At 64.0% G+C, this 12,811-nt stretch carries 12 protein-coding genes; 2 read left to right on the top strand and 10 right to left on the bottom strand.

The features are described 5' to 3' along the window. The first annotated feature begins 76 nt into the window (after positions 1 to 76). Both ACW4E8_RS40660 and ACW4E8_RS40655 read left to right on the top strand, forming a co-directional pair. Positions 77 to 694 carry an RBBP9/YdeN family alpha/beta hydrolase gene (locus ACW4E8_RS40660; protein ID WP_456809642.1) on the top strand — a complete coding sequence of 206 codons (618 nt, stop codon included), beginning with the start codon at positions 77 to 79 and terminating at the stop codon, positions 692 to 694. A 67-nt stretch (positions 695 to 761) separates the two neighbouring features. After that, positions 762 to 1,574, top strand: coding sequence for an SDR family NAD(P)-dependent oxidoreductase (locus ACW4E8_RS40655; RefSeq protein WP_456809641.1), 813 nt, complete (start codon positions 762 to 764; stop codon positions 1,572 to 1,574). A 31-nt stretch (positions 1,575 to 1,605) separates the two neighbouring features. Here ACW4E8_RS40655 and ACW4E8_RS40650 read toward each other — a convergent pair whose 3' ends face one another. From ACW4E8_RS40650 to ACW4E8_RS40605, 10 genes are all read right to left on the bottom strand, one after another. Next, entirely contained in the window at positions 1,606 to 2,283 is a 678-nt protein-coding gene (locus ACW4E8_RS40650) for an EthD domain-containing protein (protein ID WP_456809640.1), read from the bottom strand. A gap of 19 nt (positions 2,284 to 2,302) precedes the next feature. Beyond that, on the bottom strand, positions 2,303 to 3,136 hold the full coding sequence (locus ACW4E8_RS40645; RefSeq protein ID WP_456809639.1) for an SDR family NAD(P)-dependent oxidoreductase: 834 nt from the start codon (positions 3,134 to 3,136) through the stop codon (positions 2,303 to 2,305). Positions 3,137 to 3,162: 26 nt separating this feature from the next. Next, on the bottom strand, positions 3,163 to 4,215 hold the full coding sequence (locus tag ACW4E8_RS40640) for an NADP-dependent oxidoreductase (RefSeq protein ID WP_456809638.1): 1,053 nt from the start codon (positions 4,213 to 4,215) through the stop codon (positions 3,163 to 3,165). A gap of 47 nt (positions 4,216 to 4,262) precedes the next feature. Further along, a complete protein-coding gene (locus ACW4E8_RS40635; protein WP_456809637.1) occupies positions 4,263 to 5,516 on the bottom strand; it encodes a serine hydrolase domain-containing protein in 1,254 nt (417 codons plus the stop codon). Positions 5,517 to 5,670: 154 nt separating this feature from the next. After that, positions 5,671 to 6,642 carry a quinone oxidoreductase family protein gene (locus ACW4E8_RS40630; RefSeq protein ID WP_456809636.1) on the bottom strand — a complete coding sequence of 324 codons (972 nt, stop codon included), beginning with the start codon at positions 6,640 to 6,642 and terminating at the stop codon, positions 5,671 to 5,673. Between the two features lie 79 nt (positions 6,643 to 6,721). Then, positions 6,722 to 7,699 carry a tripartite tricarboxylate transporter substrate binding protein gene (locus ACW4E8_RS40625; RefSeq protein WP_456809635.1) on the bottom strand — a complete coding sequence of 326 codons (978 nt, stop codon included), beginning with the start codon at positions 7,697 to 7,699 and terminating at the stop codon, positions 6,722 to 6,724. Positions 7,700 to 7,797: 98 nt separating this feature from the next. Continuing rightward, on the bottom strand, positions 7,798 to 8,505 hold the full coding sequence (locus ACW4E8_RS40620) for a DsbA family oxidoreductase (protein ID WP_456809634.1): 708 nt from the start codon (positions 8,503 to 8,505) through the stop codon (positions 7,798 to 7,800). A 403-nt stretch (positions 8,506 to 8,908) separates the two neighbouring features. Further along, positions 8,909 to 10,075, bottom strand: coding sequence for a porin (locus tag ACW4E8_RS40615; RefSeq protein ID WP_456809633.1), 1,167 nt, complete (start codon positions 10,073 to 10,075; stop codon positions 8,909 to 8,911). A 312-nt stretch (positions 10,076 to 10,387) separates the two neighbouring features. Beyond that, positions 10,388 to 11,365: an NAD-dependent epimerase/dehydratase family protein gene (locus tag ACW4E8_RS40610; protein WP_456809632.1), complete on the bottom strand. Its 978-nt coding sequence runs from the start codon at positions 11,363 to 11,365 to the stop codon at positions 10,388 to 10,390. A 231-nt stretch (positions 11,366 to 11,596) separates the two neighbouring features. Further along, positions 11,597 to 12,574 carry a Bug family tripartite tricarboxylate transporter substrate binding protein gene (locus ACW4E8_RS40605; RefSeq protein ID WP_456809643.1) on the bottom strand — a complete coding sequence of 326 codons (978 nt, stop codon included), beginning with the start codon at positions 12,572 to 12,574 and terminating at the stop codon, positions 11,597 to 11,599. Positions 12,575 to 12,811: the final 237 nt, after the last annotated feature.

The raw sequence follows: 12,811 nt of genomic DNA, 5'->3' as shown, positions 1-12,811 counted from the left end.
AGGGAGCGCGCTGCGCTCAGCCTCGTGCGGGCAGCGGTCTGAGTCCGGCATCAATGCACGCCGTGGAAGGAGAGACATGAGCAAGGCAAGCACAGTTCCGACGATCGTGATCGTGCCGGGGCTTCGCGACCATGTGGCGCAGCATTGGCAGACCCTGCTGGAGGCCCGCCTGCGCGCGGAGGACCGGCCGGTGGCCAGCGTAGCGCCGATGGGGCGCGAGGATCTCGATTGCGGGTCGCGCATGGAAGCGATCGAGGCAGCCGTGGCGGGCATCGACGGCCCGGTGGTCATCGTTGCGCACAGTGGCGGCGTGATCATGGTCGCTCACTGGGCGCTCCGATACCGCCGCGCGGTTCAGGGAGCGTTGCTGGCCGCGCCGCCCGATTTCGAGCAACCGATGCCCGGAGGCTACCCGACGGTTGAGGCGCTGGCCAGGTCAGGCTGGCTACCTGTGCCACGCGAGCCGCTGCCGTTTCCCAGCATCGTGGCTGCGAGCCGGAACGATCCGCTGGGCAGCTTTGAGCGATCCGCCGGGTTAGCCAGGGCGTGGCAGAGCCAGCTGGTCGACCTGGGCAATGTCGGCCACCTGAATCCGGCCTCCGGGTTCGGCGAATGGCCGATGGCTGACCAGCTGATCGCGACGCTTTCGCGGCATGGCGATGCGGTGGCAGGAACATTGGCAGTTCACAACTAGCGGGACTTCGTCCCCCTGTCGGCAGGCGGGGGGATGTCCAGCGCAGATTTGCAAGGAGGTAAAAAGCATGGAGCTGAAGGACAAGGTTGCAATTGTCACCGGTGCAGGCCAGGGCGGAGGCGAAGGCATAGCGCGTGTCCTGGCGCGTGAAGGAGCGAAGGTCGCTGTAGTAGACCTGGACCTTGACGCAGCCAGGCGCGTCGCTTCCAGCCTCGATCCGGAGGGAAGGCGCGCGGTGGCGATCCGGGCCGATGTCACCAGGAAGCCCGACACGGAAGCGATGGCCGACAAGACCCTCGAGGCGTTCGGTGCCATCGACATCCTGGTCAACAACGCTGGCGTGGGTGGGACGTCGGCCCGCGCCGGAGACGTGACGGAGGAGAACTGGGACCGCGTGATGGCGGTAAACGCGAAAGGCATCCTGCTTTGCTGTCAGGCAGTCATTCCGGCCATGAACAAGCAAGGCAAGGGGAAGATCGTCAACATAGGCTCGGTCGCGGGCCTGCGCATGGCGTACTTCAGCAGCCTGGAGTACACCGCGTCCAAGCACGCGGTCACGGGACTGACTCAGCATCTCGCGTGGGAACTGGCGGATCAGCGCATCAACGTGAATGCGGTGTGCCCTGGTGGCATCCTCACGCCTGCGATCGAGGCTTATGCGAGCCCGGAGAAGCGGGCGGCGTTGATCAGGCGGACGGTGCCCCTGGGCCGATTCTGTGCCCCCGAAGAGATCGGGGAAGCGGTTTCGTTCCTGGCCAGCAAACGGGCGGACATGATCACGGGCCAGATGCTGGCTGTCGACGGTGGCACGCTCACCGGTTACGGCGAAGACCTGCGTGCGGTACTGCACAACCGGATCAGGGAGGGGCAGGGCGGCTGATGCACGGCCGCGGCGCCGGGGCGGGAACTGGTCAGGCTGGTTCTGGCCAGACCACCCGGCGTTCTTCGTCCATTGAGAGCGTTATGACGGTATCCAGGGCGACGAAATTGGCTTCGTCCGGCTTGACCGATTCACGGAACAGCTTCGAGCTCACCACAGCCTGCAGTGCCGCATCATCTTCCAGCCAGATCTGCGCGACGCCGTCAAAGCGCGGCTCGCCAGGCATGTATGCCGTTTGCAGCATGGCGCTTTGCACATAGCGGCGCAGACGGGGCACCGAGGCGGCCAACGGCCCATGCTTACTCCGCCAGTAGTGCAACATGTCTTCCCGGCTCAGGCCCTGCTTTCGCTTGAAGAAGGTCATTCTCTTTGGCAGCGATTCGTCCTTGCCGATCTGAGCGCCGGCGTGCATCACGTGATCCGTGGTCTGCAGGCTCACACTGTGCCGAACGTCGATCAGCTTGCCCGCGCTGCCGTCATTCACACTGCGTAGCAGGCCGTCGGCAGCGGCCACATCGTCGACCCAGATCTCGTCCACGCAGTCGTACGGCGAGGTCGTCCCAGGGACAGTCGAAACTGTGTTCTGGACGTAGCGGCGCACGCCGGGCCGGCTCGCTGCCAGCGGCGCATGCACGTCGCGCCAGTAGCGCAGGAATTCAAGACGGTCCTCATCTTCGCGCCGCTTGAGAAGGAGAATCAGATGAATCATGTCGTGACCGGTCAGGTTGTCATGCCGGGGTGCGTTCCAACGCCTCGAGAATTCGCGCGAATCGCTGTTCAAGTCGCGGCCGCATGCGCGTCGGCGTGAAGATGTAAAACTCGCCCGCACGGATCGCCTCCAGCGCCAGGCCAGCGACCAGCTCGGGGGCCGCGCCTGCGGCGACGGTGGCCCTGAACTGTTCGCTTGCATGGCTTGAGCGTTCCGCGATCGGTGTCCTCACCGGCCCCGGGCAAAGCACTGATACACCAATGCCGGTGCCGGAGAGTTCTTGTTCGAGCGCCTCGGAGAGGGCGACCACGCTGAATTTCGTGGCGGCGTAGGCGCCCATCGGAAAGTCGCCGTTCACCCAGAAGCCAGCGCCTGAGGCAGTGTTGACGAGATGGGCTGGCTCGCCGTGACGGCGCAGCAGTGGCAGGAAATGGCGTATGCCGTGGATCACGCCAAACACGTTGATGCCGAAGGTGCGTTGCCAGTCCATTTCGGAAAGGGACGTCAGTTCGCCGCTCATATCGATGCCGGCGTTGTTGAAGACGAGATGGATCTTTCCAAGCTTCGCCTCGAACTCCGAGGCCGCATCGCGTACGTCCGCATCGGACGAAACATCGAGTACGCGTGTGCAGATGCGTCTTCCGCTCGGTCCCAGCCGTGCACGTGCCGCGTCGAGCCCGCGCGCGTCGATGTCGGCAAGCGCGAGATCGGCGCCGCGCGCCGCCAGTGCCTCGGCCAATGCCAGGCCGATGCCTGACGCTGCGCCAGTGATGATTGCTGTCTTGCCCTGGAAGTCGTCGAGGCGGCGGCGGGCGCCTGGACCGGCGTTGCCGGTGATCTGCGTGTGGGTCATGGGTGTCGGGTGTATGGCTGCGGCATTCAGCCGAGCGCAGGTTCAGGGGAAAGCCGGACGATCTGCTTGCCGATGTTCTTGCCGGTGAACAGACGGTTCAGGGCAACAGGAGCCTGCTCGATGCCATCGACAATGTCGACGCGGTACCTGAGCTGGCCGTCCTTGACCCATTTCGCCATGACCTGCACGGCTTCCGGAAATCTCGGCAGATAATCGGAAATGAGGAAGCCTTCGATCCGGGCGCGCTTCATGATGACGTTGCGGAACATCTTCGGGCTCCACCAGTCGCCGCTTGCGTTGTAGGTCGAGATCATCCCGCACAACGCGATGCGGGCGCCCGGATTGATGAGCGTCAGCACGGCATCCATGGTGTCGCCGCCCACGTTCTCGAAGTCGACGTCAATGCCGCGCGGGCAAGCGGCGCGGAGGTCGGCGAGCAGGTTCTCCCCCTTGTAGTCGACACAGGCGTCCAGGCCGAACTCCTCCCGGACAAGCCGGCATTTGCTGTCCCCGCCCGCAACGCCGACCACCCGGCAGCCGAGTATCTTGCCGATCTGGCCGGCGATCGAGCCCACGCCACCGGCTGCAGCGGACACGACAATGGTGTCGCCTGCCTTCGGCCTGGCAATGTCGAGCATGCCAAAGTAGGCGGTCATGCCGGAGTTGCCCAGTACGCTCGCGAATGCGTGCAGGGGCAGGCCGTACTCCACCGGGACGCGCCGGGCGTGCTTCGCCACCGAGTACTCTTCCCAGGCCATGCCGCCTTCAACGATGTCGCCGGGCTCGAAGTCCGGATGGTTTGACTGGACCACCACGCCCATGGTGACGCCGCGCATCACCTCGCCAAGCGCCACGGGTGCCATGTACTGATCGATCTGGCTCATCCAGATGCGATTGGTCGGCGCCACCATGAGGTAGATGTTGCGCACCAGGATTTCGCCGTCTGCCGGCTCCGGTAGCGGCGCTTCGACCAGCTGAAGATCATGGTCGCTGATGTCGCCGACTGGATACCGCTTTAGGATCCAGCGCCGGTTCATTTTCGTCATACATGCTTCTCCAAAGTTTGCGCGAGGCGCCATACACGGGAACCGCGCGACGCCCCGATAGCCACAGGGTTTCCGCCTGCTCAGTCTTCCAGTGCCCCATACACCACGTTGCGCAGCAATGTCCGGTACCAGACGCGTGTTGCCAGATCGGTTTCCTGCAGCATCAGGATGGCAATCAGTTGCTCTCTCGGGTCTGCCCAGAAATAGGTGCCAAGGGCGCCGCCCCAGTAAAAATCGCCGACGGAACCCGGTACCGGGCATAAGCCCTGGTTGGTGCGCATCCCCACGGCCAGGCCATAGCCCTGTCCCATCTCCGGCAACGGCGCATTGATACCCAAGCCTTTCGTCGACATGCCGTAGCGTACGGCCTGAGGCAAATGCCCGCTGAGCATGAGGTCGACGCTTTTGCGCGAGAGCAGGCGCACGCCTTCGAGCACGCCGCCGTTTAGCAGCATCTGGCAGAACCTGGCATAGTCGCCGGCAGTGGACAGCAGGCCGGCACCACCGGAATGCCACCGTGGCGGATCGTCTTCGTCATAGTCGAACAGGGCGCCAGGCGCGCAGCCCGGATGGCGAAACGGCAACGCTAGGCCTGCACCATGCTGGCTGGCCAGCCGGAAGCCGGTTGCGTGCAAGCGCAGCGGTTGTGCGACGCGCTCGGCGATGAAGCGGTCAAGGTCCATACCCGAGATGATCTCGATGATGCGGCCAAGCACGTCCGTGGACATTCCGTACTCGAACACCTCGCCCGGCTGGCATTGCAGGGGCAGGACCGCCAGCTTTGCGATCATTTCCGCGTTGGTCTGGCGGGGATCCATGAGGCCGTTGTCGCGATAGCGGCGCTGGACCAGCGAATCACCAAACTGCCCATAAGTCAGGCCGGATGTGTGCCGGAACAGGTCGTGAACGGTCATGGCGCGCCGGACCGGCTCGAGCTCGAGGCGGCGTTCACCGGTATTCGCGTCGACTGACTCGATGCCCACCTGCAGGCCGGCGAACTCCGGAATGAAACCTTCGACCGAGTCGTTCAGCGCCAGCCTGCCTTCTTCCATCAACGTCAGCGCTGCCACGCCGACGATTGGCCTGGTCATTGCAGAAATGCGGAAGACGGAATGGCGTTGCATCGGGCGCGATGGCTCATCCGCATTCTCGAAGCCAAAGGCTTCGAACCAGGCCAGCCGGCCTCTGCGCGCCACCAGCACGACGGCTCCCGGTATCCTTCGTCGAGTGACATCGCGGCTGAGTACCGACGAGATGGCCTGCAGCCGGTGCGCGGAAAGCCCTACCGCTGCCGGAGTCTCGGCATAATCCAGGGAACGGCTTGGGAAGTGCAATCAATGCTCCTTCAGGTTTCGATGGACAGCACCCCATGCGTGAGGTATCGGGGAAGCGAGTGCGCAGTCAATTGAGTCGGCGCACCACGGAGTGGCTTGCCTGGCGTCTTCGCGCCGGGCGAGGACGTCGCCCGCGCGCAGCAGCGTGTCAGCGTTAGGGCACAAGTACAGTGGCGCCGCTGGTCTGCCTGGATTCCAGCGCGCGGTGTGCCTGCGCGGCCTCCTCAAGCGCGAACGACTGCTTCGGCTCGCTCTGGATCTTGCCGGCCAGTACCATGTCAAACACCTCGTTCGCCATGGCGAGCATGTGCGGACGCGGCGTGGCGTAGTGCACCATCGCCGGACGGGTCACCCACAGCGAGCCCTTGGCCGCGAGCGTCCTGCTGTCGATTTCCACCGGCCCGGAGGTCGTGCCGTTGCTGACGAGGGTGCCGCGCACCTGCAGGCAGGAAAGCGATGCGTCAAGCGTGGACTTGCCTACCGAGTCGAACACGACCGGCACCTTCTTGCCGTCGGTGATTTCCATCACGCGATCGACGATGCTCTCGCGCGAAGTCACGATGGTGTGCGCGCAGCCATTGGCCTTTGCGACCTCAGCTTTCTCGTCGGTGCTGACAGTGCCGATCATGGTCACGCCGAGGGCGCGAGCCCATTGGCAGGCGATCAGGCCCACGCCGCCGGCCGCCGCGTGATAGAGGATGGTTTCTCCGCCCTTGAGCGGGTAGACCTGGCGGAACAGGTATTGGGCCGTCATGCCCTTCATGATGAGCGTCGAGGCCGTGCGATCGGAGACGCCGTCCGGCAGGGGAATCAGCACTTCGGCAGGCATGAGCCGCACGTCCGAGTATGCGCCCTGCGGGCCCAGCAGGTACCCCACGCGGTCACCGACGCGGATATCGGTCACGCCGGGGCCGACGGCCTCGACAACGCCCACTGCGTCGGAACCGAGGCCGTTCGGGAGTGCCAGCGGATAGTGGCCGGTGCGGAAATAGATGTCGATGAAGTTGACGGCGATATAGGTATGCCTTACGCGTGCCTGGCCTGGGCCAGGGTCACCGACCTCGACAGATTCGAGCTTGAGGACGTCGGCGCTGCCGGTTTCGTAGAAGCGAATTGCTTTTGCCATTTCATGTCTCCTTGAAAATTACTATATTCAGCGCGTGCATGTGTGCCGTGCCGCTGGGTACTTGCCCGGGCTGGCGGCGTCAAGGCCGGATCTGATAGGTCTTGACGATGCTGGCATTGCGGTCGAATTCGGTGCGCAATGTCTGGCTGAGCTGCGCAGGGCTCTGGGGCGGAACCGTTTCAAAGCCAAGTGCGAGGATTCGTTCCTGCACCTTGCGTGTCGAAGCTGCCTTGTTGACGGCCGCCTGGATTTTCTGGACCACGTCTGTCGGCACCTGGGCCGATACGAAGACGCCCACCCAGTTGTTGAAATCAATGTCCGGATAGCCCAATTCGGCGAAGGTCGGCACCTGGGGCAGCAGCGGCGATCGCTCCTTCGCGGCCAGGGCGAAGGCGTGGAGCTTGCCGGCCCTGATCATCGGCAGGGAGGACACCATGCCGTCGTACATCACGGCAATCTGGCCGCCCATGACCTGGGTCAGGGCGGGCGGGGCGCCGGCAAACGGCACATGTTGCAGATCCATGCCGGTCTTCTGGTTCATGATGGTCCCGGCATAGTGGGCGACCGTGCCTGCGCTGTAGGAGGCAAAGCTCAGTTTGCCCGGATGGGACTTCACATAGCTGATCAGGCCCGGCAGATCCTTGGCCGGCAGGTTTGACGACCCGACCAGTAGCAAGCTCGACCTGGCCACGGCAGTCACGGGCTTCACATCCTTCATCGGATCAAAGGAGACCTTCGTCACATGCGGGATCTCGGTGAGCACGTTGGTGGTCGAGACCAGGATAGTCAGGCCGTCGGGCGGCGCCGCCAGCATCGTGTTGATTGCGATGGCGCCTCCGGCGCCCGGCTTGTTATCGATCACCACGGGCTGGCCCAGCTCTGCGATGAGCTGGTCGGTCAGCACGCGGGCCAGCACGTCCATGGTCCCGCCGGCGGGGGCGGGAATCAGCACCCGGACGGGCTTGCCAGTCCACGCCATGGCCGCAGGCATCGCCAGGGCCAGGACGGCGGCGACGGCGGCGCGGCGTGCGCGCGTGAGGGCAGGGCGGATGGGCATGTGTGTCTCCTCGTTATGGATGTGGGGCGCCCGCGCCGGCTGTGTTGCCGGCTGGTACGGGATCGTGCAGGAAAGAGAGTGTTTGCCGATGTCTCGCATTACCGACGGCGTTCAGGCTGAGCTGACGTTGCGCGCAGCCTGGCGCCCATCAGCGCATCCCGCATGGCCCCCAGCAGCGCGGCAGGGGGCAGCGCGCCGGAGACGCTGTGTTTGCCGTTGAAGATAAAGTGGGGCACGCCGAGTCCGGTCTGCAAAGGCAGGTCTTCGGCGTCGCGCAGGGGCGGCAGCCAGTCCAAGTCGTGGTGCACGGGGGCGTCGGCGGTGGGCGTCGGAATGCCGCATGCTTCCAGCGCCTGGCGCAGCACCTGCGGGTCACCGATGTTCTGGGCCTCGACAAAGTAGCGCGTGAACAACTGGCCGATCAGTGCGGATGCGGCCTCGGCCCCCGCCTGCTGCCGGGCGAAGCGCACCAGGCGATGGGCCAGCAGGGTGCTGGGGAAGACTTCGATACGGTCCAGCGCCAGCGTGAGGCCTGCTTCCTGTGCAGCGGCGCAAACCTGAGCCTGCCGGGCCCTCACGGCCTCGGGACTGCCTAGGCGTGCCACGTAGAAATCGCGGTAGGGCAAGCCTGCGGGCGGCGTGCCCGGGATCAGCGGGTAGGACCGCCACACCACATTCACGGCAACGTCCGGGCGCTCGCGGGCAAGCTGGGCGATGGCGGTGTCGAGATGCCGCTTGCCGATCAGGCACCACGGGCAGATCAGGTCGAAGTAGGCGTCGACCGAGAGAGTCAGTGAATCATTCATGGCATCAGCTTGATGGCACATACAGGTTGCGCAGCGCGGACAACGGCAATGGACCAGATCTGCGGCACGCGGTTTGGGGGAGGCTGCGTGCATTGCTGCGCTACCCCTGGACATCGCGCTACGGTGTCAAAAGTATCGGGCAATGGTGCGACGCGCATTGACAATATGAGTCATTGATTTGACATTTCGGGACAGCTAGGGAAACCACGATGGCTGAGTCCTCGCTCCTGTCCGAACGCGGCATCCAGCGCCTGTGCGCATGGGGGTATCGCCAGTCGGCAGCGAAGCCGCGAAACCGCCGGCGTGACAAAAGGGGCCGCCCAGGACAGTCCGTGTGCGGCCGAAAACGAGCATGGGAATGGGGCCGGCGCGGCAGCATGCCGCCGTCCAGCCCCGTGGTGCTTCAGAACTTGTGGCGGATCCCAAGTGCTACGCCAAGCATGTTGCTCTGGCCGTTGGCCAGCGTATAGCTGTTGCCCAGCGACAGGCTGTTGGCGAATACCGTTGCCAGCGACTCCATCATCAGTCCAGCGTTTTTGGCATATGCGGTAGAGAGGTAGAGGTCGGTGCGCTTGGAAAAGGCGTAGTTGGCAATGAACGCAATCTGCCAGGGATTGGCGACATGCGTGTCGCCGAACAGGCTCTTGACGTTGTCGTAGTTGTATTCCAATGTCAGGCCAATGGCGGGTGTGACCTGGTAAGTGGCGCCGATCCAGTAGAAGTCATCGCGCTGGATCACCACGTCCGCCGCGTTCTTGTTCTGGCCCCAGCGATAACCGCCCATGATCTTCGCCTGACTGCCGATGGTGTAGCTGGAGCCAACCGCAACCTTCTTCACAGTGCCGCTGCTGGTGCCGATGGTCGGGTTCCACTGGTCGTAGCCGACGGTGACGCCAAAGGGCCCGCCCAGGTAGGCCACCGCGGCGCCATAGGCCGTGTCGCGGCGGAAATGGCCAGGGACTTCGCCGTTGCCACCGATCGGCGTAGCCACACCCACGGTCTGGGGAAGAGCCAGGCCGGTACCAAACGACCAGTGTGCCAGCGCCGTCACCGGGCCGAACTTGCCGGTGTACTTGACGGTGTTGTCCGCGCGGAAGTTCGGACCGGTCAACAGCACCGTAGGCTCGTATTGCGTGGCATACGCAGCGGGTACGAAATTGGCCAGCGCTTCGAACATCGAGGCGTACTGGCGGCCCAGGGTGATCTGGCCGATGCCGGCCTTTTGCACGCCCACGAATGCTTGGCGCCCGAACATGCGGCCGCCTTGCTGAAGCGTGCCGGTGTCGACATTGAAGCCGTTTTCAAGCACGAACATTGCCTTCAGGCCGCTGCCGAGGTCTTCCGTGCCGCGAATACCCCAGCGGGATCCGGAGAAGCCGCCCGAGTTCATGCGGTAGACGTTGTTGGACGGTCCGCGGTTGAACTGGTTGGCAGCCGTCGGGATCGCGCCGACGTGATTGACATACTCCAAGTTGATGTCGGCTACGCCGTAGAGCGTGACGCTCGACTGCGCAAAGGCATTTCCCGAACAGGCGAGCAATGCGGCCATTGCCATGCTCCTGAGCTTCATAGACAAATCTCCTCCTTCTTCTTTGCTGTGTGATGCGGGAAGGCCGGTTCCGGAATCGCTGAACAGGCGGATGTGCTGGACTGCCGGCTAACCGTATGGCACGCGGTGCTTTGCATCACCGTCAGTGCCTGTCGGAGTATTAGGGATCGGTAGCCGCGGCGCTTGACTAACCGGGACAACCTCAATGCATTTCGGGACAGTGCGGGAAAACGAGAGGAGGCCGTCTGGGAGAGGTGTGCGAGGCCGCGAAACGGTGATTCGGGACACTGAAGCCGGTGCGGGTCCTATCGGCAAGGGTTTGCATGGCTGCCGTCAGTTATCGCGGATCTCGCCGCTGGCGATCTTGTGGCGGAAGATCCCGAACGTCTCAGCCACGGCTTCTCGCAACGGCGTGCGCGGCAGGGGACCAATCACCTGCTCCAGTGCGGTAGCGTCGTAGTCGTCCGGAAGCTCCAGCGCTGGGCCGGCGCAGGTGATGGTTCCGCGTGTCGCCGGAACCACAGCTTCGATTGTCGCCACGACCTCGCGCATATCCACGACGCTTCCACGTATGTTGAAGACCTCGGCGCCGCGATGGTCAGAACGTGCGCAGGCGATGAGTGTGCGTGCGAGGTCGTCGACGTAGTGAACATGACTGCGGCCGCTGTACGGAATATGGAATGGGCGCCCGAGCGCCGCCGCAAGGACCGCCTGGGTCGGCGCCGCCGTGAGGCCATAGTCTCGCCCGGCGCCAAACACGGTTGCCGGGCGGAGGCCGATGCTCGAGACCCCCCTGTCCTGAAAATACACGCGCGCCATTGCCTCCTCGGCTTGCTTGAACACGCCATAAAGGGTTGTCGGATGTCCGGGGCTATGGTGCATGATGACTTCATCATCCACTGCGTCGGACTTGTCGTACACCGCAACCGACGAGGCATACACGATACGACGGATCTGGTCCGCGCGCTGGGCCGCCGCCTCGAACAGGTTCACTGCGCCCATCACGTTGACGCGGGCGCCCAGTGGAGGATCGCTCTTGAAGCGTGGATGCAGCAGGGCCGCAAGATGGATGAGATGCGTGATGCGATGCGTATCCAGGATTTCCTGCAGCGGGCCCAGGTTGGCAATGTCGCCGTGAACAATATCCACGCGCGACAGTTCGGCATCATCCATCAGCAGGCGCAGGCGCCGCACGTCGCTGTCTGAATCGAATGCGACCACAGGTATGCCTTCCTGCACCAGACGGCGTACCGTCCACGCACCGATACAGCCTAGCGCCCCGGTTACCAGGAATCGTTCAGAGGCAGACATAGTCTTCAGTCCCCGTAGGATGACACCTCGGTGTGCCATTGTCGAACAGGCACCATTTAAGTGTCGTGATCTAGAAATCCGCCGGCAAGATCCGTCAAATCAGACCGCGATGCTCGCTGGCAGCATTCGAAGTCGCGGCGGGCGAAGTTGCCGTGCGGCCGCGCAGTCGTGGTGGGCCAGAGTAGTTGCTGTTGCAGTCTTCCCCCCCGGGCATCGCCTGGGCCGGGGAGGTTACGGCTGTATATGGTAGGCCTTGACGATGCGGGCATTGCGGTCGTACTCAGTACGCAAGGACTGACTGAGTTCCGACAGGGGCTGCGCTGGCACGGCCTCCAGGCCAAGCGCAGCGATCCGCTCTTGCACATTGGGTTTCGAGGCTGCCTTGTAAACTGCTGCGTGGATTTTCTGGAGGACGTCAGGCGGCACCTTTGCGGAGACGAAAACCCCTCCCAAGTTGCTGAAGTCAATATCCGGATAGCCTAGTTCGACAAAGGTCGGGACTTGCGGCAACAGCGGCGAACGCTGCCTTGCTGCCAAGGCATAGGCGCGAAGCTTGCCGGCCTTGATCATCGGCAGCGAGGTCACCATGCCGTCGTACATCACGGTGACCTGTCCGCCCATGACTTGTGTCAGCGCCGGGGGAGAGCCCGGGAACGGCACGTGCTGCAGATCCATGCCGGATTTCTGGTTCATGATCATGCCCGCATAGTGGCCGACCGTGCCGGCACTGGGAGAAGCAAAGCTCAGCTTGCCCGGATTGGCCTTCACATGGCTGATCAGGCTCGCCAGATCCATGGCCGGCAGGCTCGTCGAGCCGACCAGCACCATGGTTACCTTGCCCACGGCGGCCACGGGCCTGATGTCCTTCACCGGATCAAAGGAAACCTTCATCACGTGGGGGATTTCCGTGAATACATTGGTGACCGTGACCATGATCGTCTGTCCATCGGACGGCGCAGCCAGCAAGGTGTTGATCGCAATGGCGCCGCCGGCACCTGGCTTGTTGTCGACCACCACAGGATGGCCAAGGTCTGCCGTCAGCTGGTCGGCGAGCACGCGAGCCAATGCATCCATGGTCCCGCCGGCTGGGGCCGGCACCAGCACCCGGACGGTCTTGTTGGTCCACGCCATGGCCGTGGGCATGGCCAACGCCATAAGCGAGGCCACGGCAATCTTGCGGATCTGGAGAAAAGCTGGGCGACTAGGCATATAGGACTCTCGGCTAACGATGGGGCAGCCGTACGCCGTACGCCGTACGCCGTACGCCGCAGGCCGCGGCCAAGCGAGGGCGGCGTACGGGCTGTTGCAGCCAGGCACGCGTCGGCAGCGGCGCCATCACGATTCGCCGCGTTTGCACCAACGGCCTGGACGCTGGCGAATCTGCCCGCCGGGCGGGCCTCTGCTTCAGGCCGCGCGCAGCGGCTGGCTCCTCTGCCCCGTCGGGCG

It is taken from the genome of Cupriavidus sp. CP313 (assembly GCF_054072015.1).
Note: the sequence above shows the minus strand (reverse complement) of the source record. Positions and strands in the feature narration are given on the sequence as shown.